This window comes from Flavobacterium sp. SLB02 (assembly GCF_009664855.1).
Lineage (GTDB): Bacteria > Bacteroidota > Bacteroidia > Flavobacteriales > Flavobacteriaceae > Flavobacterium.
The window spans coordinates 3,457,002-3,478,781 of the sequence record NZ_CP045928.1; the positions used below are offsets into that span (position 1 = coordinate 3,457,002).

Annotated in this window: 26 protein-coding genes; 9 read left to right on the forward strand and 17 right to left on the reverse strand. The window is 32.1% G+C overall.

Features of this window, described 5'->3' with window-relative positions:
- Positions 1–7: 7 nt before the first annotated feature.
- Positions 8–649: a PAS domain-containing protein gene (locus tag GIY83_RS12295; protein ID WP_208681570.1), complete on the reverse strand. Its 642-nt coding sequence runs from the start codon at positions 647–649 to the stop codon at positions 8–10.
- A gap of 287 nt (positions 650–936) precedes the next feature.
- On the opposite strand from GIY83_RS12295, the gene GIY83_RS12300 reads away from it, so the two are divergent.
- The 3 genes from GIY83_RS12300 to GIY83_RS12310 all read left to right on the forward strand — a co-directional run bounded on the left by GIY83_RS12300 (position 937) and on the right by GIY83_RS12310 (position 3,713).
- Positions 937–1,752, forward strand: a complete 816-nt coding sequence (locus GIY83_RS12300) for a 2,3,4,5-tetrahydropyridine-2,6-dicarboxylate N-succinyltransferase (RefSeq protein ID WP_026982140.1) — start codon at positions 937–939, stop codon at positions 1,750–1,752.
- Positions 1,753–1,857: 105 nt separating this feature from the next.
- Positions 1,858–2,931, forward strand: coding sequence for a glycosyltransferase family 9 protein (locus GIY83_RS12305; RefSeq protein WP_208681572.1), 1,074 nt, complete (start codon positions 1,858–1,860; stop codon positions 2,929–2,931).
- A complete protein-coding gene (locus GIY83_RS12310; RefSeq protein WP_208681574.1) occupies positions 2,931–3,713 on the forward strand; it encodes a glycosyltransferase family 2 protein in 783 nt (260 codons plus the stop codon). The genes GIY83_RS12305 and GIY83_RS12310 overlap by 1 nt, the downstream gene beginning before the upstream one ends.
- Here the strand turns inward: GIY83_RS12310 and GIY83_RS12315 are convergent.
- Entirely contained in the window at positions 3,694–4,461 is a 768-nt protein-coding gene (locus tag GIY83_RS12315) for a Kdo domain containing protein (RefSeq protein ID WP_208681576.1), read from the reverse strand. The genes GIY83_RS12310 and GIY83_RS12315 overlap by 20 nt on opposite strands.
- Positions 4,462–4,544: 83 nt before the next feature.
- Between GIY83_RS12315 and GIY83_RS12320 the strand changes: the two genes are divergently transcribed.
- Positions 4,545–5,618 (forward strand): glycosyltransferase family 1 protein, encoded by a 1,074-nt coding sequence (locus GIY83_RS12320; RefSeq protein ID WP_194615496.1) that lies wholly within the window; start codon positions 4,545–4,547, stop codon positions 5,616–5,618.
- Position 5,619: 1 nt separating this feature from the next.
- Here GIY83_RS12320 and GIY83_RS12325 read toward each other — a convergent pair whose 3' ends face one another.
- Positions 5,620–6,486 carry a hypothetical protein gene (locus tag GIY83_RS12325; protein ID WP_194615495.1) on the reverse strand — a complete coding sequence of 289 codons (867 nt, stop codon included), beginning with the start codon at positions 6,484–6,486 and terminating at the stop codon, positions 5,620–5,622.
- 101 nt (positions 6,487–6,587) lie between these two features.
- Here GIY83_RS12325 and GIY83_RS12330 point away from each other — a divergent pair, with 101 nt between their 5' ends.
- Positions 6,588–7,625 carry a glycosyltransferase family A protein gene (locus GIY83_RS12330; RefSeq protein ID WP_194615494.1) on the forward strand — a complete coding sequence of 346 codons (1,038 nt, stop codon included), beginning with the start codon at positions 6,588–6,590 and terminating at the stop codon, positions 7,623–7,625.
- Positions 7,626–7,630: 5 nt separating this feature from the next.
- Here GIY83_RS12330 and GIY83_RS12335 read toward each other — a convergent pair whose 3' ends face one another.
- The 10 genes from GIY83_RS12335 to GIY83_RS12380 all read right to left on the reverse strand — a co-directional run bounded on the left by GIY83_RS12335 (position 7,631) and on the right by GIY83_RS12380 (position 14,636).
- Positions 7,631–8,593 (reverse strand): glycosyltransferase, encoded by a 963-nt coding sequence (locus tag GIY83_RS12335; protein WP_194615493.1) that lies wholly within the window; start codon positions 8,591–8,593, stop codon positions 7,631–7,633.
- A gap of 35 nt (positions 8,594–8,628) precedes the next feature.
- Positions 8,629–9,060, reverse strand: coding sequence for a glycosyltransferase (locus tag GIY83_RS12340; RefSeq protein WP_228520380.1), 432 nt, complete (start codon positions 9,058–9,060; stop codon positions 8,629–8,631).
- On the reverse strand, positions 8,999–9,304 hold the full coding sequence (locus tag GIY83_RS12345; protein ID WP_194615491.1) for a hypothetical protein: 306 nt from the start codon (positions 9,302–9,304) through the stop codon (positions 8,999–9,001). Before GIY83_RS12345 ends, GIY83_RS12340 begins: the two co-directional genes overlap by 62 nt.
- 75 nt (positions 9,305–9,379) lie before the next feature.
- Complete coding sequence (locus tag GIY83_RS12350) at positions 9,380–9,802, reverse strand: hypothetical protein (RefSeq protein ID WP_194615490.1); 423 nt, start codon at positions 9,800–9,802, stop codon at positions 9,380–9,382.
- Positions 9,803–9,863: 61 nt separating this feature from the next.
- On the reverse strand, positions 9,864–10,499 hold the full coding sequence (locus GIY83_RS12355; protein ID WP_194615489.1) for an acetyltransferase: 636 nt from the start codon (positions 10,497–10,499) through the stop codon (positions 9,864–9,866).
- Positions 10,499–11,509: a 3-oxoacyl-ACP synthase III family protein gene (locus tag GIY83_RS12360; RefSeq protein WP_194615488.1), complete on the reverse strand. Its 1,011-nt coding sequence runs from the start codon at positions 11,507–11,509 to the stop codon at positions 10,499–10,501. Before GIY83_RS12360 ends, GIY83_RS12355 begins: the two co-directional genes overlap by 1 nt.
- An 8-nt stretch (positions 11,510–11,517) precedes the next feature.
- A complete protein-coding gene (locus tag GIY83_RS12365) occupies positions 11,518–12,261 on the reverse strand; it encodes an SDR family NAD(P)-dependent oxidoreductase (RefSeq protein ID WP_194615487.1) in 744 nt (247 codons plus the stop codon).
- A complete protein-coding gene (locus GIY83_RS12370) occupies positions 12,261–13,349 on the reverse strand; it encodes an aromatic ring-hydroxylating dioxygenase subunit alpha (RefSeq protein WP_208681580.1) in 1,089 nt (362 codons plus the stop codon). Before GIY83_RS12370 ends, GIY83_RS12365 begins: the two co-directional genes overlap by 1 nt.
- A complete protein-coding gene (locus GIY83_RS12375) occupies positions 13,346–14,401 on the reverse strand; it encodes a ketoacyl-ACP synthase III (protein WP_194615485.1) in 1,056 nt (351 codons plus the stop codon). The genes GIY83_RS12370 and GIY83_RS12375 overlap by 4 nt, the downstream gene beginning before the upstream one ends.
- Before the next feature lie 4 nt (positions 14,402–14,405).
- Positions 14,406–14,636: a phosphopantetheine-binding protein gene (locus GIY83_RS12380; protein WP_078008137.1), complete on the reverse strand. Its 231-nt coding sequence runs from the start codon at positions 14,634–14,636 to the stop codon at positions 14,406–14,408.
- A 222-nt stretch (positions 14,637–14,858) separates the two neighbouring features.
- Here GIY83_RS12380 and GIY83_RS12385 point away from each other — a divergent pair, with 222 nt between their 5' ends.
- On the forward strand, positions 14,859–15,935 hold the full coding sequence (locus tag GIY83_RS12385; protein WP_208681582.1) for a DegT/DnrJ/EryC1/StrS aminotransferase family protein: 1,077 nt from the start codon (positions 14,859–14,861) through the stop codon (positions 15,933–15,935).
- Between the two features lie 37 nt (positions 15,936–15,972).
- Complete coding sequence (locus GIY83_RS12390) at positions 15,973–16,545, forward strand: L-threonylcarbamoyladenylate synthase (RefSeq protein WP_194615483.1); 573 nt, start codon at positions 15,973–15,975, stop codon at positions 16,543–16,545.
- A gap of 105 nt (positions 16,546–16,650) precedes the next feature.
- On the opposite strand, the gene GIY83_RS12395 is transcribed toward GIY83_RS12390, so the two are convergent.
- A complete protein-coding gene (locus tag GIY83_RS12395; protein WP_208681584.1) occupies positions 16,651–17,775 on the reverse strand; it encodes a cysteine desulfurase family protein in 1,125 nt (374 codons plus the stop codon).
- A gap of 87 nt (positions 17,776–17,862) precedes the next feature.
- On the opposite strand from GIY83_RS12395, the gene GIY83_RS12400 reads away from it, so the two are divergent.
- Entirely contained in the window at positions 17,863–18,834 is a 972-nt protein-coding gene (locus GIY83_RS12400) for a hypothetical protein (RefSeq protein WP_208681586.1), read from the forward strand.
- A 151-nt stretch (positions 18,835–18,985) separates the two neighbouring features.
- Here the strand turns inward: GIY83_RS12400 and GIY83_RS12405 are convergent, their stop codons facing one another.
- The 3 genes from GIY83_RS12405 to GIY83_RS12415 all read right to left on the reverse strand — a co-directional run bounded on the left by GIY83_RS12405 (position 18,986) and on the right by GIY83_RS12415 (position 20,798).
- Positions 18,986–19,537 (reverse strand): Smr/MutS family protein, encoded by a 552-nt coding sequence (locus GIY83_RS12405; protein WP_194615480.1) that lies wholly within the window; start codon positions 19,535–19,537, stop codon positions 18,986–18,988.
- The gene (locus GIY83_RS12410; protein ID WP_194615479.1) at positions 19,527–19,712 is read right to left on the reverse strand and encodes a hypothetical protein; all 186 of its coding nucleotides are present in this window, start codon (positions 19,710–19,712) and stop codon (positions 19,527–19,529) included. Before GIY83_RS12410 ends, GIY83_RS12405 begins: the two co-directional genes overlap by 11 nt.
- Before the next feature lie 384 nt (positions 19,713–20,096).
- The gene (locus tag GIY83_RS12415; RefSeq protein ID WP_194615478.1) at positions 20,097–20,798 is read right to left on the reverse strand and encodes a DUF1003 domain-containing protein; all 702 of its coding nucleotides are present in this window, start codon (positions 20,796–20,798) and stop codon (positions 20,097–20,099) included.
- Positions 20,799–20,988: 190 nt separating this feature from the next.
- On the opposite strand from GIY83_RS12415, the gene GIY83_RS12420 reads away from it, so the two are divergent.
- Complete coding sequence (locus tag GIY83_RS12420) at positions 20,989–21,780, forward strand: serine O-acetyltransferase (RefSeq protein ID WP_194615477.1); 792 nt, start codon at positions 20,989–20,991, stop codon at positions 21,778–21,780.

The window sequence follows — 21,780 nt, forward strand, 5'->3', positions numbered from 1 at the left end:
TCAAATACTATCTATTAAAGAGTCTTCTAAAAAAACCTCTTTCCTCCTCTTCTTCCTCTTCCTCTACAACTACTCGTTCTTCATATTGAGCAAATTTTGCCTGACCTCTTTCGTGTTCAAAAATCAGATCCTTAATATATTCAACATAGCTTTTCTTTTTTTCTTCTAAAAATCCAATAAGGTATTTTTCACTAAATTCCATTCCACTTGCTGCTTCTATCTGCAAAAGTTTTTTATAGAGAGGCTCAATATGCAATGCAATAACTTCTTGCGGCACTGCCTGGCGTCTTCCAAAATAATTCACAATAACATCATTCTCATCTCTTGAAATTTCAAAATCGGTAATTACCCAGTAGAACCTTCCTGATTTGGCTAAGTTTTTTACAATAGCGTGAAAATTTTTTCCGTTTTTAAGATTTTCCCAAAGTACTTTAAAGATTACTCGTGGCATATCCGGATGGCGAATAATATTATGCGGTTGCCCCATTAATTCATAATCCTCATAACCACAAACATCAACAAAAGTTTCATTGGCATATTCAATAATACCAAAAGCATTTGTTTTACTCATAATAACCTGAGTCTTGTCCCATGAGACTTCCTTGTCTATAATAGTTCTCTGTCCCTGAAGTTGATTTTCCTGATTCATGTTTTGCTGCTTATATAATTTGTTTTGGAATGGTATATTCAATTTCCCTATCTGTTTCGGGAAATTCGTAGTGCGAAATTAATTAGAACAAAAAAGTCAAAACCTGACTTTTGTCATATTCTGACATTAAAAAAACTTTTAGTGGCTACATGTGTTGAAAAATTCAATTAAGGCGATTTGTTTTATTTATCAAATTAAAAACAAAAAGTTAAATCTGTAACATTTTCAAAAGCATTTACCTTTTTGCATTTGTACAAATACGCTATCTTTGCCAAAAATTAAAACTTATGAATTCTTTACAGACTATAATCGAACAAGCTTGGGAAAACAGAGCTTTATTACAAGAAACTACGACAACTGATGCCATCAGAGAAGTTATAGAATTGGTAGATGCAGGAAAATTACGTTGCGCTGAACCAGTTGGTGACAAGTGGCAGGTAAACGAATGGGTTAAGAAAGCTGTTGTGATGTATTTCCCAATTCAAAAAATGGAAACATGGGAGTCTGGTATTTTCGAATATCATGACAAAATGTTACTAAAAAGAGGTTATGCTGAAAAAGGAATTCGTGTAGTACCAAATGCTGTTGCACGTTACGGAGCTTATATTTCGAGTGGCGTTATTTTGATGCCAAGTTATGTAAATATTGGTGCGTATGTTGACGAAGGAACTATGGTTGACACCTGGGCAACTGTTGGTAGTTGTGCACAAATTGGTAAAAATGTTCACTTAAGCGGTGGTGTTGGTATTGGTGGAGTTTTAGAGCCATTACAAGCTGCTCCTGTAATTATCGAAGATGGTGCATTTATTGGTTCTCGTTGTATTGTTGTCGAAGGTGTTCACGTAGGTAAAGAAGCTGTTCTTGGCGCTAACGTATGTCTGACTGCTTCTACAAAAATTATCGATGTTACCGGAGATGAGCCAGTTGAAATGAAAGGTTTTGTTCCTGCACGCTCAGTAGTAATTCCAGGAAGTTATACTAAAAAATTCGCTGCCGGTGAATTTCAGGTTCCTTGTGCCTTAATTATTGGTACACGTAAACCATCTACAGATTTAAAAACTTCATTAAATAACGCGCTTCGTGAATACGACGTTGCGGTTTAAATTTTAAATTACAATATTTTAAAATCCAAATTCCAATCTTATCAATTGGAATTTGGATTTTTTTTGCTTCAATTTGTAGACTCTTAATAAGATTAAGCTTTCTATATGAAGATACTTGTAATTCAACAAAAAATGATTGGTGATGTTTTGATTAGCAGTATAATATGCAATAATTTGCGTGCTGCTTATCCTGATGCCCAAATAGATTATTTAGTTTACGCCTCTACAACTCCTGTTTTAGAAGGGAATTCAAATATAGATAACATCATTTTATTTGAAGAAAAACATCGCAAAAGCAAAAAAGAGCTACTAAACCTGGGAATTCAAATTCGAAAAGAAAAGTACGACTTATTAATTGATGCCTACTCAAAATTAGAAAGCTGGATTTTGGTATTATTAAGCAATGCCAAACAAAAAATCTCTTATAAAAAACCTGGCAGAAACTTCCTTTATACCGATAATGTTCCCTTTGAAGCGCTTCCTAAAACTAATTTAGGTTTGGCAATAGAAAGACGTCTTTCGCTATTAGAACCTTTGGATTTAAAAATAAAAAATGATCCGATCCCAAAATTATTTGTTTCTGAAAAAGAAAATCAACAAGCGATTGCACTTTTTGAAAAACATAATGTTCAAAAAGACCGAAAAACAGTTATGATTAGTCTTTTAGGAAGCGAAAAATTAAAAACATATCCTTTAGAATTTATGTCTACAGTGATCGATTATGTTGCAGATAACGCCAATGTAAATATTCTTTTTAATTATTTCCCTAAGCAATTAGAAGATGCCAAAACCGTTTTTAACGCCTGCAAACCTTCGACTCAGGAAAAAATATATTTTGATTTATTGGGCGATGACCTTCGTTCATTTATTGCTATCATGAACCAATGCGATCTGATTATTGGTAATGATGGCGGTGCTATAAATATGGCAAAAGCACTCAAAAAACCATCATTTATTATTTTCTCTCCCTGGATAGAAAAGAAAATCTGGGCAACTTTTGAAGACGGAGTTCATCATCTATCAGTTCACTTAAAAGATTATCGTGCCGATTTATTCGATCAAAAGACAGAAAAAATGCTTAAAAAAGAGTCTTTGTCTTTGTATAAAGAATTTAAACCTGAATATTTTACAGCTCAGATCGAATCGTTTTTAAATCAAAACCTAAGCAATTCGATCTAATGGCTTTGTCTAAAAAAGCTTTAACAGCATTAGTTATTACTTATAATGAAGAGCAAAATATAAAAGCTGTTCTCGACAATTTGGCTTTCGCCGATGAAATAATTGTTGTCGATTCTTTTAGTTTAGATACTACTTTTGAAATAGCTTCTTCCTTCAAAAATGTAAAAGTTGCTCAACGTATTTTTGATAATTTTGCCTCTCAACGCAACTACGCATTAAGTTTGGCAACAAATTCGTGGATTCTTTTTATTGACGCTGACGAAAGGCTGACCACTGAACTTGAAAATGAAATCAGCAATATTATCAATGACCAAGATGGCGCTTCGGCGTATTTTATGTATAGAACTTTTATGTTCCAAAATAAAAAATTACGTTTTAGCGGCTGGCAAACAGATAAAATCATCCGTTTGTTCAAAAAAGAAGAGGCTCATTATAATCACGAAAAAATTGTACACGAAAAATTAATCGTAAGTGGAACAATCGGAAAATTAAAAAACAAATTAGTTCATTATTCTTATTCCAGTTATGAGGATTATAAGCAAAAAATGATTCTTTACGGAAAATTAAAAGCGCAGGAAGAATTAGCAAAAAAGACGAAACCGCATTTTTTTCATTTCTACATACGGCCAGTTTATCAATTCCTGAATCAATATATACTCCGTTTAGGAATTCTAGATGGGAAAAAGGGCATTATTATTTGTTACCTGAATACTTTGAGTGTTTACGTACGCTTTCAGGAACTTAAAAAATTACGATCAAAAACTAAGACTTCCAAAATTTAAGTTTCTTCTTTAGTCTTTTCTTTCTTGCAAATTCTTCCTGAAAATGAGTAGTTGCCTGCCACATTTTTTCAAAAATTTCAACTTCAGTTTTTTCTTTGTAGAATTTTGAATATTCGCTACTCATTACAGCAATCATTTCCTCTTTGGGAGTTAAGCGGCTAAAGTTGTTCATACGCTGCTCAAAACTCATGTTTTCATGAAAATTCATTCTATTTAAATCTACTAAAAAAAAATTATATTGATTGTTTTCGTTCTTTTTAATTAATGTATTTCCAGGAGAATGATCTAAAAACTCTACTCCTTTTTCATGAAGATCAAAAGTAAATTTTGTAAACTGCCTTAAAATAGTATCGTTATCCGGATAATCCGGAATTTCTACCAATTCTCTATAAGTCAATTCAGTTACCAAATGTTCGCTTGCGTAATAACTGTCTTTTAATCCTATAATAGTAAAGTTTTCAAGAAACGCAATTGGCTGTGGAGTTCCAATTCCTTTTTCTAATAAAATGGTAGCATATTCGAACGAACGTCTTGCTTTTGATTTTCTAAAATATCGATAGGCAATTTTGTTTACTATATTCGGAATTTTAAAGGATTTAATATTGATGGTTTTTCCATCTAAATCAAACAGTTTTATTTTATTGCGGTCTCCATTTCCAAAAAGTTCACCCGAAGAATTAAACATTTTGATTTTGTCAAGAATTGACGAAGTACTATTTTCGAAAGAAGGATTTACTTTAAAATTCATCAGTAGCTTTTTATAAGGAACAAAAGTACATATACGATTTAACACTTCAAATTATTATTGTATTTTCGTAAAAAAAAGAAAAGATGTCACAGAAAAGTATTTTTCTAGAAACACATAATATCAGCAACAGAGCCTCAGGTTTAGGCACTTTTAATTATGAATTGATTAAAGGATTAGATCAATTGTCATTTGATAATGTAGAGATTCATCTCAATTCCGGAAAGCCCAATTTACTAAAAGATGAGTTTGGTGATAAGTTTAAATATCACAAGTACAGATCATTTCATAGATATAAGCCATTTAGACCTCTGGATAAATTTGATTTATGGCATTCTGTAAATCAAAATTCTAAACTAGAACCAAGAATAGATACTAAATATCTTCTTACAATACATGATGTAAATTTTGTGGAGGAAATATCTGCAGATATGAGCCATAAGCGCAATCGATTATTTCTGGAAAAATTGAATAAAGCCACAGCTATAACTTATATATCTGAATTTGCAAAAAAACAAACCCATCAATACTTTAAAGTTCCCGATGTTCCGGAACATATTATATATAACGGAAATCCAATTTCTACTTTATTAGACACAACTAATTTTGTCAGCAGTGTACCAGTTGACAAACCGTTTTTTTATACCATTGGCGATTTTATCGAACGAAAGAATTACGCTTCAATTGTTAATATGATGAAGTTAATAAAAAATTTCAATTTGATCATATCAGGAAACAATAATAAAAAATATGGCGCCGTGATTAGAAAACTCATTGATGATAATGGCTTACAAAATCAAGTTTTTTTAACAGGAAAAGTTAGCGATCAGGCCAAGCAATATTTCATGAAAAACTGTACTGCTTTCCTTTTTCCTTCCATAAGAGAAGGTTTTGGCCTGCCTCCAATTGAAGCTATGAGTTTTGGCAAACCTGTATTTTTATCAGACAAAACCTCATTACCTGAAATTGGTGGAGATATAGCGTCTTATTGGACAAATTTTGATCCGGAGTATATGAAAAATACACTTATTGACGAATTAGAGCATTTTGATAAAAATAAGACAGAAATAGCATCTTTGCTTAAAAAAAGAGCTGCAAGTTTCGATTGGAAAATTGCAGCTAGAGAATATTTAAACGTTTATAATGAAATCCTGAAATAAACTATTTTTTTAATAAATGTTTAAACCATTGTCCAAAGCTTTTTTTCCAAATATAGAAAGGTGAAGGCACTAATTTTTCTCCATTAAAATTTTTAATAATTTCTTCCATAGTAGTGCCGCTTACAAATTCTAAGCGGTTCCATTTTTCTGGTTCAATATAAAAGAAACCACGCATTTCTTTATAATTACTTTTATTAACTAATTTCCATTTCTGCATGAAAGAATCTACATTTACTTCATCATTATGGCCCCAGTTTTTAAATTTATATTCTATTTCTTCGGCTGTTCTGGATAAAGTTTCATGCCATAACACATTTGGCGTATATATAATTCTACGACGCGTATTTCGGGCAACTTTATAATCAGGATAATTAGTCGCCATAAGCCCTCTGGTGGCTTTATCTACATACAATAGACCTCCATCAGTATACTTAAACATATTAATTAAGAAAGCAGCAACCTGTATTCTGTTTTTTTCCGGATTATCTAAAAAGTGATCATGCTTTTTTAAATCTTTTACAAACTTTTTAAAATCTAAAAAATATTCATCACTATCTACCTGTATAAGCCAATTACCGATTCCCATTTTTAAAGACAGCATGTGACGTTCCCTGTTATCGTTTTCGATAGCTGAAAGTTCAGGCACATAAAAATTGTCTCGATAAATTGTGATCTTATTTTGAGTATCAAATAGTTTTATCCACTCGAAAAACTGATCATCAACCTCAAAAATTTCACCTGACCAGGTTCTAAATTTTTCATCAACTGCTAAAAAGATAGCATCGGCATCATTATATACAAGAGGAATTGATATTTTTAGTTTTTCGTAATCATAAGAAAATAAAAAGCCAACATGGATTTTTTTCATTTATTTAAATTTGTTAGGGCAAAGATAAAAACATTCCGAAATTATCTATAAAATTACAGCTGATTCTTTAAGATAATTTTAACTTAAATATTATCTTTGCCATGTTGAAACAAAAACCATGCAAAATCATGCAAATTCCTGAAATTTCTGTTATAATTCCTGTTTTTAACGCTGCTACCTTTTTGCACGAAAGCATTGAAAGTATCCTAAATCAAACATTCTCAGACTTTGAACTTATAATATTAAACGATAAATCTACAGATGAAAGCTTAGAGATAATTAAAAAAATTCACTCTAAAGATAATCGAATAATTATTATTGATAAGGAACAGAATGTAGGCCCGGCATACCTTAGGAATGAAGGAATTAACGCTGCAAAAGGTAAATTTATTGCATTAATGGATGCTGATGATATTGCAATACCAACACGTTTTGAAAAGCAGCTAGCAGTATTAAAAAATAATCCTGAAATTGGAGTTTGTGGTACAGGTTTTACTTTTTTTGGATCGAAAAAAAATAAAACAATAAAACACAGTATCCATCATGATGCTATAAAAGTATCTTTTTTACACAGTTGTAACATTGGTAACCCAACTGTAATGTTTAAAAAAGAGGTTTTAGGCGATCTAAAATTCGATAATGATTTTGTTCCTGCTGAAGATTATGATTTATGGAGCCGATTATTAGCTAAAACCAATTTCTATAACATCCCTGAATCTCTTCTAAATTACAGACAACACGATAACAATATAAGTAAAACAAAAATTGATAATGTGAACCGATCTGTAAAAAGAGTAAAAATAAATCAGTTAGCTTCTCTTGAAGTAAATCCTGCGGATCCAAAAATTGATTTTTACCTAAATGCAGTTTCATTACAAAAAAGACTTTCTCCTCAGGAGATTATCGAAACTATTAATGCCTCAAAATTTCTGGTTTCGCAGAATGAAAAGCTAAAATATTTCAATCAGGACTTGCTGGAAAAACATATCAATAAGGTTCTGGTGCGCACTATTCGTAATGCTGGCTCTTTTAATATTACATTTTATAAGCATGTAAGTAAAAACGAAAAGGCTATATTCCAGAGAATAAGCCCTTTCGATCGAATGATTTTATATTTTAAATCTTTATTTGGGCGATAAAGATTTTAAAATCCTGATTTTATATATTTCAATAAATATTTGAATTTTAAAGATAAATTAGCTTTATATAAAAATTCATTGATCGCTTTTCGTGGTTCCTCTATATTTTGAAATTCTTTATTTTTACGCAATTTTAAAGCCTCAAACGCAGAAGCTTTTAATAACGAAGCCATCACTTTCTCGATGTTTTTTGTTCTGGCCTGCGGAATATTATCATAGATCTCTTTTATATTGAGGTAGGAAGAATAACGCTGGAAAAAAGTAGATTTTAAAGAAAAAACGCCTCCCGGATGCACTCTGTAAACCGCTGCCTGAAAATTCATAAAAGCACCTTTTCCGTGGCAAAGCGCCAGTGCATAAAGCGTATTATCTTTACCGTATTTAAACTTTTTATAATCTAAAGGATCAACAGCCTTCTTTTTAAAAACGCTGGTCAGGGTCAGGGTACAATAGGGCTGAAAAATGGTATCAAAATCAATTGTGTACACTGATGGTAAAGTATCTTTGAAATCATTAGGCACTAATTCAGTTCCTTTTTTGCTAAAATAATCTGTCCATGTAATGACATATTCTTTATTATTTTCTAAAAAGTCAACTTGTTTCTGTAATTTCAATGCATCGATCCAATAATCATCGCCTTCGCATAAGGCAATATATTTTCCCTGTGCCATAGGAAAAGTAAGATCACTCCAAAAATTAACTTTTTTAGAATACTGATTTTCCTTTTGTAAAATGGGTTTAATAATGAGTGGATATTTTTCTGCAAATTCCTTTACAATAGCAGCTGTATTATCTGTAGAAGCATCATCATGTACAATTATTTCAATAGGAAATGTTGTTTCCTGCTTTAAAAAACCTTCTAAAGTTTCCCGAATAAATCCTTCATGATTAAAGGTATCACATAAAATGCTGACAAATGGTTTTTCATTATTTATCCAACTTGAAATAATGGTATTTTGATCTCTCATATTAGATTGTTTTTGTTTATTTTTTTTTTGAAATATCACGAAGCGATACTTTTATTATATATAGGAATCATTTTCTCCCTAAATGCTTTTACACCAAATCTTGAAATTGCATTTTTAAATATTGATTCGTGATTAAACTGAAGTTCTTTATTCAATATTTTTAGAATATTTTCGGCAATAGCCTTAAAATGTTTTACGGGTACAATAATACCATTTTCTTTAGTAATAAATTCATTAACACTCCGGATTGTGTTGTAATTACTGGAACACCTGTAAACAAAGCTTCTAAAAGGAGAGACTCCAAAGGTTTCAAAAAGACTTGTAAAAACAAAAACATCTGACTTTTGCAAGGCTAAAACAATTTCTTCTTTTGAAGCTTTTTCTATTATTTCGATTTGTATGTTTTTAAACTGAAAACTTAGAATCAAATTTCTTACTTCTTCTATACAATTGTTTTCCCCAGGCATTGATGCCAATCCATGTAAATTTTATCTTTTGGTAATTTAAGTTGTCGATAATCTTCAACGCTTTTAAAGTTTTAATCTGGTTCTTTATTGGCGCATACGCTCCTCTGGTTATAATTTCGAAATATTCACTTTTCGTTCTATTATAATTATTAAATAGTTTTTTATCTACCGTATTTCCAACAGTAATAAAATCACCAAAAAAATAATTCGTTGCAAACTGCCTCACCACATCAGTACTTAGCACTAAATTAAATTTAGATTTTTTTTAAACGGCATCAAGCTTTTTAATCTTTTGCTTACCAATATTCCTTAATGTAAACTAATTATGCTCTGTTAGCAAATAAGGTGTTTTATATTCTTCGTGATAACTCAAAGCCCAAAATACTGCATCGAAAACACTTTGCGCATGAAGTAAATCAATTTCAATTTTATCTTTTTTAAAATATTGATGCAAAACTCTGAAAGCTTTTTTTTCGATTAATTTTAAAAAGTAATTATTCTTAAAAATCTTAAACGATGGATAATATAAGTAGAGGATTGTAACCTTTTCTTCATAAATATTTTTCTCTATCTTAAAAATTTTCTTAAAATTTTTAAACTTAAATTTAACCGGCCGAAAATTTATCAGGATAAAATTAAATTCATCACTTAATATTAAAGCCTGTTCCATAAAGAAACTTCCTAATCTTAGCTTATAATCAAGCCAAGAGCAAATCATTAAAACGTTTTTCTTAGTACTCATTCTTATTTAATTTAAACGCTAATTCAAACTTTATATGAGAATTTTACTATAGAAATAAGTTTTAAAACTCAAGCTTTTTAGCCGGAACCCCAAAAACGGTAGTGTTTTCTTTTACGTTTCTAATTACAAGACTTGCGGCACCTACGGTTGCCCCTTTTCGAACTATTAGGTGAGGCAATACCGTCGCACGGGTATTAAGAGTTGATTCTTCTTCAAGCACAACAAAACCACCTGTAAAAGAATAGGAACTTAAATGTGCCCATTTATGAATTTTAGTATCATGACCTAAACCAACATACCCTTGTATAGTTACAAAATCTTCAATGATGCAGTCATTACTAATATTGGCATACATAAAAACCAGCAAACCATTACCAACAACAACGTTCGTATTTAGTTTGGTCGAAGGATGAATAAGATTAATAAACGAACCTCCTTTTGATAAAATTAACTCTGCATAATGTTTTTTCCATTTTACAGTTCCTAATGCGCAGACAAAAACGTCATTCTCTTCAATTTTATAATTTTCTACAGAAGAAATAATAGAAGGGTAATTTTCGAAACCATCAAGAGCATCTGCCTTATCATCTAAGAAACCTTTAATAACATATTCGATATTAAAACCGGAACATTGTGTGGCAAGATCATAAACCTCACGACCAAATCCTCTTGCTCCTATTATTATTAGATTCTTCATTATTCTATTATTAAATTACATGCACCCCATGAATATCCCACACCAAAACCTGCTAATATAACATTTTTACTATCGGCTAATTTAGCTTGTTGCTGAGCTTCATACAAAGCGATTGGAATGGTTGATGAAACCGTATTACCACAATGTTCCATGGCAATAAAAAATTTCTCTTCAGGGATTTTTATTTTTTTTCTTAAATGATTCAACATGTATTTATTAGCCTGATGAAAAATAAACAGGTCGATATCGTCTTTTGTTAAGCTGGATTTTTCTAAAATCGCTTCGGTAAGCTTTGGAACAAATTCACCTGTAAAATTGAAAATCTCGGTTCCGTTCATGAATAAATTTTTATCATTTCTTACGTTACCAAATTCATCTTCGATATCTTCATTTTCATCCAAAACAGGAAAACGCATACCGCCTTGTTTTACAATAAGGTTCTCTGCTCCTTTTCCGTCTGTACCAAAAATAAAATTGCCAATAGAACAAAATCCTTTTTCGCTAGTTAATAAGGTAGCTGCAGCGGCATCACCAAAAATAGTTTTGTTGCTTTTGTCTTTTGGATGAATAAATTTGGAATACGTTTCTGAAGTAATTAGTAAAACATTTTTAGCCATTTCACCTGCAATCAGGCCTTTTGCCAAGCTTAAACCATAAACAAATCCGGAACATCCTAAATTAAAATCTAAGGCCCCTATTGATGTGTTTAATCCTAACTTATCCTGAATAATACATGCGGTCGTGGGTAAAAAATAGTCAGGGCTCTGCGTACAAAACAACAAATAATCAATAGTTGATTTATCTATATTATGTTCCGTAAATAATTTCTCTGCCGCTTTCACCGCCATATCCGATGAAAATTCATCAGTGGCACTTATATGTCGCGAATTGATTCCTGTTTTAGAACTAATTTTTTCGATATCCCATTCAGGAAATTCCTGATTTATCAAATCATTAGATAAAACAGCTTCGGGTAAATAATACGAAATGGCTTTTATATTCGCTTTCATTGTCAGGATTATATCGTTGATGTTCTTCCTCCGTCTAAAACTATATTTTGCCCCGTTATCCAGTTGCTTGCCTCAGACAATAAAAATACAATAGGATTGGCCACCTGAACCGGATCTCCGTATCCTAACGGGTATTTTTTTTCATCTTGCTGAATCACTTCTAAAGATAAATCTTCAATCGATTTTGATGTTATTTCGGTTTTAACCATTCCTGGTGAAACACAATTTACACGCGTTTTACTGGCAGCAAATTCAGCAGCCCAGACTTTAGAAATGGCAATTAACGCGCCTTTGCTTGCAGCGTAAATCCCGTTTCCTTTCATACCGAACAAACCGGCTATAGAGGAAACCAGCACAATCGAACTTCCTTTATTTATTTTTTTCTTTTTAAATATTAAATTAATCAGATAAGCAATCGAATCAAAATTGATGCTTCTCATTTCATTCATCAATTCTTCTGAATAAAATTTTACGGGCGCCAACGACACTATTCCTGCTGAATGAACAACACCGTCAATATTTTCGATTGAATCAACAATAGTTTTAATATCCTCTATTTTGGATAAATCAGCAGCTATGAAGCTATTTTCGCTTCCGCATTCTTGGATTAGTTTTTCGAGAAAATCCTGCCGTCTTGCAATGGCAATAAAAGTGCCTCCTTGTCTGGCGATGGCTAAACAGGTTTCATATCCTATACCTGAAGATGCTCCGGTTACTACTATTTTTTTTCCTGATAAATCAAATGGGCTCATTATATCTCTTTTAATTCTTTTTTAGCATTAAAATATTCGTAAAACTTTAGAATTCTAAATTCTTCATCACCAAATATTGGCGAGCTGTCTTTAAAATTCACGAGATTCGTCTGAATATTTTCTACTATCTTTTTATCTTCATTTAAAACCAAATCCAAAGATTCGTTGGTACTATTATTAATAAAATCAATAATATTTTGCTCGGATTCGCTTAATTCTTTATCAAATTTTGGAGAGAAATAACGCACTCTTAAATTTGTTTTCGAAGGAGATTCCGGCAGCATAAAACCAAAGTAAAAACCTTTACCTTCTACAGAACTTATAAAAGCATTGGGATACAAATAAAAATGCAAATACCCTTGTGTTTTAAAAGTTCGGCCTGCCAGTGATTTTTCGATAATTTTATTTTGTTTGGCGCTTTCTCCTTTAGGAAATTCACACCAACTGTGCGCATTAAAAAAATCAAATTTTTCCGGGGCCATAGAACCAAATCCCATTTTTGCAAATGAGTTTTCGTGTACGGATGTACAATGATAACATTCCAGTACATTTTCGACCAGAAGTTTCCAGTTTACTTTATGTTCAATAGTATAATCGATTGTTTTTGATCCAAAGTGTGTGCTGATTTCTTGTAACGGAACAAATATATTGCCTAGATATTCTTCCAGACTTTTATCAAATTCGTTGTTTAATTTTATAAAAACAAAATCACCACAATAACCCACTTCATATTCTTTAAGCCGTAATTCGTTTATATTGTCTTTCTCGAATGAGTTGCGACACATTAAGCCTATAACATTGCCTTTTTTTCCGTACGTCCAGTTATGATACAAACATGATGAAACCCTGTTTCCATAAGGTTCTTCATGTATTGTATTGAATCTGTGCAAACAAACATTCTGAAAAGACTTTATTGTACCGTTATAATTTTGAACAAATATTTTATTGCCAAAATATTCAAACGTTACAAAATCATTATTGTTTACTAGTTCATTTTTATGGGCAACAAGTATCCAGGATTCCTCCAGAAACAAAGATTTTTCTTTTTGATAAACTGCTTGGTCTATGTAGTTTAAGTTTTTTGTCATATTTCTATCAAATCTGAAATCATAACATTATCCAGCCTTATTTTGGCTGTTCCCCAGGATAATCCAACTCCAAAACCGCAAATGATAAGATCTTTGTTGTCATTTGTCAAACTCTCTTTTAACTCAGTTACGATAGTAAGAGGAATTGTTGTAGAAGAGGTATTTCCAAATCCTTTTAATGAATAAGGAACTTTTTCTACCGGTAATTTTAATTTTTTAACAATCATTTTATTCATCATCAGATTCGCCTGATGAAATACAAAATGGTCAATGGCTTCCTTATCGATTTCAAATTTTTCGATAAGTTTATTTACTGTTTTAGGAGCCTGTGAAATTCCAAAACCAAAAACATCCATTCCGTCAAGAACCAAATTGCAGGAATTACGACTAATTCCTTCTTCGATATTTACTACTTTAAGGGAATCTTCATTTATTCTGTTTCTTGATCCTCCATCCGGTATAATAATCGCTTTATAACCGGAACCGTCTGTACCTAAATCAAAAAGCAAATTATCGGCTTTTTCATCAAGCTCGAATGCTGTTGCACTACCTCCGTCACCAAAAAGCGGGATTGTACTTTTATCTGACTTAGAAAGTAATTTACTGCTTGTATCTCCAGCCAAAAGCAATCCTTTTTTGATACCGGTTGCTTTCATCATACTGGCTATTATCGATATTCCGTAAACATAACCGGAGCATCCTAGTGGCACATCAAAAGCAATACAATTTGTAGACAAACCTAATCTGTCCTGAAGTATTGAGGCAGAAACAGGTAAAATATAATCGGCAGTTTGCGAAACAAAAACCAAAATTTCTATTTCTTCTTTTTGCCAGTTTAAGTCTTTGATTAATTTTTCAGCAGCTTCACAACATAAATCCGAAGTACAAATTTCCTTGGTTACTATGCGTCGTTCTTCAACTCCGGTGGCATCAATGAATTTTTGAATTTCTTCTTGTGTCAATATATCTAAATCAATGTTGCGTTCCGTATTTTTGGGAACGCAACAAGATATACCTTTTATTGCAATGTTATTTACTGAAAAAGTAGCCATTTGATTATGCTTTATTTTTAATTATTTCGAAGATATCATTTAATGAAGTCGAAGATTTAATATCATCTCCCGTTAATTTTACAGCGTATTCTTCGTCAGCCATAGCAATTAATGACAAGGCTGTTAAGGAATCCCATTCTTCCAAATCTCTAAAAACAGTTTCTTGTTTAATTAATGCCGCATCTGTGTCATCTAAAATATCTGCAAAATTTCGCAAAAAAGTGTTGATTTCCATAGTATTCTTAAATTTGTTTTGAGTTTATTATTCTTATTACTTGTATAAAAAAAGTCTCTTAAATTCTTGTCATTCAAACAACTCAGCTGTTTGTAGTTTTTCTTATATTGTTATAATAATGACTTATGCCAAAAATTCAGGTTTCTTTTGCTATTTTTACCCCACAAATATAACAATAGTTTACCCTTAAAGATAAATTAAAAACCACTAATCAAAAATTTAATGATTCCTGTAACCAAAACTTTTTTACCTCCACAAGAAGAATATAACCTTTTTGTAAAACGTGCATGGGATAAAGCTTGGCTTACAAACCGGGGTGAACTGACTATAGAATTAGAAGATAAACTCAAAAAACATCTTGACGTTTCTAATTTAATCATTACTAATAACGGTACAATACCCATTCAAATTGCATTAAAGTTATTTGGAAAGGGAGGCGAAATAATCACAACTCCTTTTTCTTATGTAGCCACTTCTGCAGCAATTGTATGGGAAAACTGTACACCTGTTTTTGTCGACATAAATCCTGATTATTTATCCATCGACGAAACTAAAATCGAAGCCGCAATTACGCCCAAAACTACAGCAATACTGGCAACACATGTTTTTGGAAACCCGTGTCATGTAATCGAAATTGAGAAAATCGCCAAAAAACACAATTTAAAGGTCATTTACGATGCTGCTCATTCTTTTGGGGTTAAGTATAATAACCAGTCTGTGTTTAATTTTGGAGATGTAAGCACTTGTAGTTTTCACGCAACAAAATTATTTCATACAGGAGAAGGTGGCGCAATATTCTGCGATGATAAAGAAACGTTTTATCAGTTGTATTACAGCCATAATTTCGGACATGATGGACCTTTAGCATTTCATGGTTTAGGAATAAATGCTAAAATCTCTGAGCTGCAGTCAGCAATGGGCTTAGCGGTATTCCCGTATATGGATCATATTATTGCCGAAAGAAAAAAAGTAGTCAATTTTTACAATGAAAATTTAAATTTTGAGACCGTAAAATCTTTAAAAATAAGAGAAAACACAGAATGGAATTACAGTTATTATCCTGTGATTTTTAGTTCAGAAGATGTTTTATTGAAAGTTCAGACTGCGCTGGCAGATGAAAATATAATTCCCCGACGTTATTTCTATCCGTCTTTAAACACAATAGAATATACAAAAGGAGATACAATGCCTATTTCTGAATCGATCGCATCACGAATTTTATGCCTGCCTTTGTATGTAGGAATCGCTGCAGCTGATTTAGAAAAAATAGTTCAAATTATAAATAAACAAATCTTATAACAAAGTTGTTTTGTTATCATTAAAAATATTTTAGGTTATGAGTCAGGATATCAACACTGAAGTTCACAATGCTTACGAAGTTATAAAAGAAGGTGGCATTATTCTTTACCCAACCGATACAGTCTGGGGAATTGGCTGCGACGCAACTAATCCGGAAGCTGTTGCCAAAATTTACAAATTAAAACAGCGTGCTGAAACCCAAAGCATGATTGTTTTGATGAATGGCGAAAAAATGATGTACAATGTATTCAAAAACATTCCTGAAGTTGCTTGGCAGATTTGGGATTTATCTGAAAAACCTACTACATTAATTTTAGATGAACCCAGAAATGTAGCCGCAAATATTATTGCCGCAGATAAATCATTAGGAGTTCGTTTAGTGAAAGAGCCTTTTTGCTTTAAATTATTAGAAAGAATGAAAAAGCCTCTGGTTTCAACTTCGGCAAATATTTCAGGACAGCCTACTCCTATCGCATTCAAGGATATTAATCCTGAAATCATCAAAGGAGTAGATTATGTAGTAAAACTAAACCACGATAAACTAGCCGGAAAACCATCAACAATCATCAAACTAACGAATGATTCGCAGGTGAAAGTTATTCGTAAGTAATTTAGTTTTTAGTTTTTTTTGTTTCAGGTTTCAAGTTTCAGCTTCACAATTGGAATTTAAAACCTTTGTCCCTTTGCCACTCTGAACCTTTGAACCTTTGAACCTCTACAAAGCTTTCAAACTCTCAATCAGCCAATCGATATCTTCTTTGGTATTATAATGACTAAATGAAATTCGGAGATTTGGTAATTTTAAATCCGTCTCCGAAAGCATTTCTTTTAAAACGTGTGAAGGTTTTATACTTCCGGACTGGCATGCACTTCCTCTTGAAACTGCAATTCCTTTCATATCCAAACTAAACAAAAGCATTGACGTTTTATCTGCAGAAAAAGGCAATATGATATTGATAATATTATAAAAGTCATCTCTTTTTCCGTTGATTCTAAAGCCCGGAAAATGAATCTCCAGTTGATCAATCAGGTACATTTTCAACCCGGATATATATATTCTTTCATGCTCTAAATTCTCATACGAAAGTGATAAGGCTTTTGCCATACCCGCAATTTGATGCACGGCTTCTGTTCCTGCGCGAAGACCTTTTTCTTGTTCTCCGCCAAAAATAAGAGGCTGTAATCCAGAGTTTTTTCGAACAAAAGCAAAACCAATTCCTTTTGGCCCATGAAATTTATGTGCACTTGCAATAATAAAATCGACTGGCGTTTTTTGTAAATCAATCTGGGTTTTACCAACAGACTGCACAGTATCTGAATGAAATAAAGTATTGTATTGTTTACAGATTAGCCCAACTCTGTCTAAGTCGAGAATGGTTCCTGTTTCGTTATTTACATGCATTAAACTCACAATAGTCTTTTTATCTTCTGCCAATAAATTAGACAAATGAGTAAGATCTATACTTCCGTCAGGGTTTATTTTTACGTAATCAACCTGTAGATTATATTCCGCTTCTAACACTAAAACAGTATGCAAAACGGCATGATGCTCAATTTTTGCAGTAATGATACGCTCAATTTTAAGATCTTCTACGGCTGAACGAAGAATCCAGTTATCAGCTTCAGTTCCTCCTGAAGTAAAAATAATTTCTTGTGCAGAACAGTTTAAATGTTTGGCAATACTTTTTCTGGAGAGCTCCAAAATAGTCTTTCCGTTTCTTCCAAAACTATGTATAGAAGATGGATTACCAAAATCTTCTGTCATTACTTTAGTCATTTCCTGAATAACTTCAGGACGCATAGCGGTTGTAGAGGCGTTATCGAGGTATACTTTTTTCATTACTGCAAAGTTATGAAATATCAATTGTCTAATCTTAAATATCATTTGCCAAATTTTTCACTATTTTTGACGTCAAATAAAATTACGATGAAAAAATATGCAAGCCTTCTATTGTTCGCCCTACTACTAAACGGTTGCGATGATGGTGATTTAACAGTAGATACTATTGATTTTAGCAACGAGAGTATTAAAGCTCAAACCTGTGATCCATTAACTAATAATCTAATATATAAACTTAAAACTCAGGAATCTTTATTACTGCAATTACCTGACAATAAAATTATAAATGATCCGTCTGTTTACTCTTATGACATTGATAATAGTTTATATCGTGTGGTATACAGAGCATATGACGGTACTGTTGCCACTGCCAATATATGTGGCACAATACCTCCAAAAACACCTAATATTACAGAAGAATGGCTTGGAACAGCCGGAAAAATAGAGATTACTACCACTCAGAATACAGACTTAACCGCAACTGATGGAAGCACCAAAATTATAGGCTACAATCATACTATTGTTTTTAGAAACATCACCTTTGCTAAACCTGCCGGAGATCAGATTGAAGCTGAATACGTATTTGGAAATTTCGCAACTTCGTATACTTCACCAAATACAACTTTTACCAATCCTGTACAGCAATGTACAAATTCTTCAAAACAGGTTTACAATTTCAATGCATCATCTGCATTAACGATTGACAATATCGATCCTGCATTGATCGTTAATGAAAAAACTACAACACCAAGAACAGGTCTTATCAATGCTAATGGTACAACAAACAAAGTTTTATTACGTACTTATATAAACGGTACGCTAACGCAAGGTTACTTTTGTAACACAACAATACCATCAAGTCCTTCGGTAAGCGAAACATGGATTGCCCAGGATGGGCTTGCTGGAGAAAGTGGAATTATAGAAGTAACGACAACAAATGTCAATAAAGTTTTCACTCATACTATTGTTCTTAAAAGTGTAATATTACAAAAAGATCACAGTACTTTTAAGTTGCCTACAAATTATACTTTAGGAAATTTAGAAGTTGTCGTACCATAAATTTAAACCCTGTTTTAAGCTTTTAAATACACCACTTAATTCCTACAAAAAAAACATCCGTTTTTCATTCTAATTTTGTATTGAAATTAGAATGAAAAACGGGTGTTTTTTTATGCTCTAAAACGAATAAATTCAAGCGCAAAAAAGCGTCTTATTTATTGTTTTGCCTAAAATAAACTTCAGTAGCACCTAAGCCATATTTTTGATAATTGGCATCCTGAAAATCTATTCCGTCATAACGTCCCAATAAAAAATCAAGTTCTGCTTTTAGAATTCCTTCGCCAACACCATGAATAAAAACGATTTTAGGAATGCGGTTTCGGATCGCAAATTCAATGTGTCTTTTTGCCGTTTCTGTCTGCAAAGTCAGAATATCATAATTTGACATTCCGCGTTTATTAGGAACCAGTTTTTCGATATGCAAATCAAATTCCGGTGCTGCGATTTCGCGTTTATCTTTCTTTTCTTTGACAAAACTCCTTGCTTTTGGCTCTTCTTTCTCTTTTGAAACCGCATCTAAATCAATTCTTTTAATAGAATTCATTAAATTACTGGATTCTTGTATTTTAAGCAACTCATTGACAAAAAATGTCATCGTAAATCCGTCCTCAGTTTCGATCAAAACTTCATTGTTTTTTACCGAAATCACTATTCCGTTTATGGCTTCATCTAAGACAGAAACCTTATCTCCTTTAGTCAACATCCTGTTCTTCTTTATCTTGATTTTTACTAGGTGTTTTTGCGCTTAGCTGCATCATTCCAAACATGAAAACTACAATCGCAATTACCGTTATATAAATATTTTTATCTGCTGAAACCTGCTCATATAACGCAAGTGAAATCGCAAGAATCATTATTAAAATTTTAAAAGTTTTCATTTTCTACGTATTAAGAATTCAAAAGTATGAAACTTTAAAATAGGACTTCACTACTCTCTAAAACGAATCAAATATTTTTCTGATGAAATCAAACAAAATACTCATGGTAAAACTCATGAAAATGATGTCTCAAAAAACGCAAAAAACTGGCTTGTTTTTACAGTACTAAAAACCCTTTTTAAAGCACAATTCATTCTTACTTTTTTTCTCAAGAAAAACTTCCTTAATTTTTGTTTTTTTACCTATTTATTATTTTTCGTTTTTAGCACTTTCCAGCTTTCAGAAAAATCTAAAAATCATCAAAAATATTTGACTTTATACTTTCATAAAAAGTATATTTTCTGAATTTTTTTTTAAGCTTTTCTAAACCAAAATTCTCCTAAATTATTTTTTTATCTGATTCAGAATATCATTCATCATCTCGATTTGTACTTTCTGAATTTCGATTAATTCCTGTTGCTGATGCATAATCATATGATCAATTTTATCATGGATCATTCTAATTTCTAATTCTGATTTAAGGTTAATCATATAATCTTTTTTGGCACGATTTCGATCTTTTTCTTCTTGTCGGTTTTGACTCATCATAATTACCGGAGCCTGCAATGCGGCAATACAGGATAAAATCAAATTCAGCAAAATAAACGGATAGGGATCAAAACCCTTATTGACCAAAATATAAACATTGGCTCCAATCCAGACGACGATAAAAAGTAAAAACGAAATAATAAAAGTCCAGCTTCCGCCAAAGTCTGCTACCTGATCGGCAATTCTTTGTCCAAAACTTCTGGGTTCCTGTTCGTCCTCTACAATACTTACTATTGATTTATCTTCTTTTAAAGAATTAATAACACTTTTTTCAAGATTAGAAAGCGTTCCTATTTCTGTCGACAAATATCTCGAAATGTATTTTTGGCGGTATTCATTTAATTCTTTGACCGCTATACAATCCTGTTCGCTAAAAGAAGGAAAGTCTTCAATAATAAGCCCCAAAATTGGATCATGAATAGATTTTCCCCAAATTTTCTCACTTTCAGGAAAAGAAAGATTAGAAATAGCACTTTTAAAAGTCGAATTATTTTTCATTTTTATAAATTTTACAGGCTAATTTACGCATTTAAGTTCTTAAGAATCACATAAAAAATTCGGCAATGTTTTTATTTTATTTATCACAAATACAATTCTCAGAACAAAATTTCTTTGTAATATTCATGCCCTTATTTACAAAAAACGCATTACTTTTAACGTTTTAAATTATCCATTCAATTTTACAATTGTGACCAAAGACAATATCATACAAAATATTAAAGCTTTAAAAAGCCATTCAAATATAAATTACGGAATCAAAACCAAAACTGAAGATTTTACCGAGAAGCTTTTCTATACCCTTTTTGATTCAAATGCAGACTTAGATAAAAGCATTGATGAGCTAGAAATCTGCTTTAAAGAAATTGCTGTTTTAGCCTGCAAAAAACCTCAAAATTTATGCGAATCGATTTGGGACCGATTTCTGGAAAAATTACCCGGAGTTCTTGAAAAACTAAATCAAGACGCCGAATATATTTTAGAAAATGATCCTGCATCGAATAGCATCGATGAAGTTTATTTAGGTTATCCCGGCTTCTACGCCATTGCCATTTATCGTTTAAGCCACGAACTATATCATCTGGACCTATTGCTGTTTTCGAGATTAATGAGCGAATACGCGCACCGAATTACAGGAACCGATATTCATGCGGGTGCTGATATTGCATCTCCTTTTTTTATCGATCACGCCACTGGAATTGTTATTGGCGAAACAACCGTAATCAGGAAACACGTAAAAATTTATCAAGGAGTTACTCTGGGAGCATTAAGCGTGAGCAAAGAAATGAAAAATGCTAAAAGACATCCAACCGTAGAAGCTAATGTCTGCATTTATGCGAATGCTACTATTTTGGGAGGCGAAACCATTATTGGAAAAAATAGTATCGTAGGAGGAAATGCCTGGGTGACCAAATCGATTCCTGAAGGTTCTATAGTAATCAATACCACTACAACTGAAGTTAAAATAAAAGAAAAAAAATAA

Excerpts from the sequence above, each read along its gene's own strand:
- GIY83_RS12325 (WP_194615495.1), bottom strand. The coding sequence starts at position 6,486 with ATGAAAAAAATCCATGTTGGCTTTTTATTTTCTTATGATTACGAAAAA.
- GIY83_RS12400 (WP_208681586.1), top strand. The coding sequence starts at position 17,863 with ATGAAAAAATATGCAAGCCTTCTATTGTTCGCCCTACTACTAAACGGT.
- GIY83_RS12300 (WP_026982140.1), top strand. The coding sequence starts at position 937 with ATGAATTCTTTACAGACTATAATCGAACAAGCTTGGGAAAACAGAGCT.
- GIY83_RS12380 (WP_078008137.1), bottom strand. The coding sequence starts at position 14,636 with ATGGAAATCAACACTTTTTTGCGAAATTTTGCAGATATTTTAGATGAC.
- GIY83_RS12375 (WP_194615485.1), bottom strand. The coding sequence starts at position 14,401 with ATGGCTACTTTTTCAGTAAATAACATTGCAATAAAAGGTATATCTTGT.
- GIY83_RS12295 (WP_208681570.1), bottom strand. The coding sequence starts at position 649 with ATGAATCAGGAAAATCAACTTCAGGGACAGAGAACTATTATAGACAAG.
- GIY83_RS12410 (WP_194615479.1), bottom strand. The coding sequence starts at position 19,712 with ATGAAAACTTTTAAAATTTTAATAATGATTCTTGCGATTTCACTTGCG.
- GIY83_RS12320 (WP_194615496.1), top strand. The coding sequence starts at position 4,545 with ATGTCACAGAAAAGTATTTTTCTAGAAACACATAATATCAGCAACAGA.
- GIY83_RS12305 (WP_208681572.1), top strand. The coding sequence starts at position 1,858 with ATGAAGATACTTGTAATTCAACAAAAAATGATTGGTGATGTTTTGATT.
- GIY83_RS12390 (WP_194615483.1), top strand. The coding sequence starts at position 15,973 with ATGAGTCAGGATATCAACACTGAAGTTCACAATGCTTACGAAGTTATA.
- GIY83_RS12355 (WP_194615489.1), bottom strand. The coding sequence starts at position 10,499 with ATGAAGAATCTAATAATAATAGGAGCAAGAGGATTTGGTCGTGAGGTT.
- GIY83_RS12360 (WP_194615488.1), bottom strand. The coding sequence starts at position 11,509 with ATGAAAGCGAATATAAAAGCCATTTCGTATTATTTACCCGAAGCTGTT.
- GIY83_RS12315 (WP_208681576.1), bottom strand. The coding sequence starts at position 4,461 with ATGAATTTTAAAGTAAATCCTTCTTTCGAAAATAGTACTTCGTCAATT.
- GIY83_RS12405 (WP_194615480.1), bottom strand. The coding sequence starts at position 19,537 with ATGTTGACTAAAGGAGATAAGGTTTCTGTCTTAGATGAAGCCATAAAC.
- GIY83_RS12385 (WP_208681582.1), top strand. The coding sequence starts at position 14,859 with ATGATTCCTGTAACCAAAACTTTTTTACCTCCACAAGAAGAATATAAC.
- GIY83_RS12370 (WP_208681580.1), bottom strand. The coding sequence starts at position 13,349 with ATGACAAAAAACTTAAACTACATAGACCAAGCAGTTTATCAAAAAGAA.
- GIY83_RS12395 (WP_208681584.1), bottom strand. The coding sequence starts at position 17,775 with ATGAAAAAAGTATACCTCGATAACGCCTCTACAACCGCTATGCGTCCT.
- GIY83_RS12335 (WP_194615493.1), bottom strand. The coding sequence starts at position 8,593 with ATGAGAGATCAAAATACCATTATTTCAAGTTGGATAAATAATGAAAAA.
- GIY83_RS12365 (WP_194615487.1), bottom strand. The coding sequence starts at position 12,261 with ATGAGCCCATTTGATTTATCAGGAAAAAAAATAGTAGTAACCGGAGCA.
- GIY83_RS12340 (WP_228520380.1), bottom strand. The coding sequence starts at position 9,060 with ATGCCTGGGGAAAACAATTGTATAGAAGAAGTAAGAAATTTGATTCTA.
- GIY83_RS12330 (WP_194615494.1), top strand. The coding sequence starts at position 6,588 with ATGTTGAAACAAAAACCATGCAAAATCATGCAAATTCCTGAAATTTCT.
- GIY83_RS12310 (WP_208681574.1), top strand. The coding sequence starts at position 2,931 with ATGGCTTTGTCTAAAAAAGCTTTAACAGCATTAGTTATTACTTATAAT.
- GIY83_RS12415 (WP_194615478.1), bottom strand. The coding sequence starts at position 20,798 with ATGAAAAATAATTCGACTTTTAAAAGTGCTATTTCTAATCTTTCTTTT.
- GIY83_RS12350 (WP_194615490.1), bottom strand. The coding sequence starts at position 9,802 with ATGAGTACTAAGAAAAACGTTTTAATGATTTGCTCTTGGCTTGATTAT.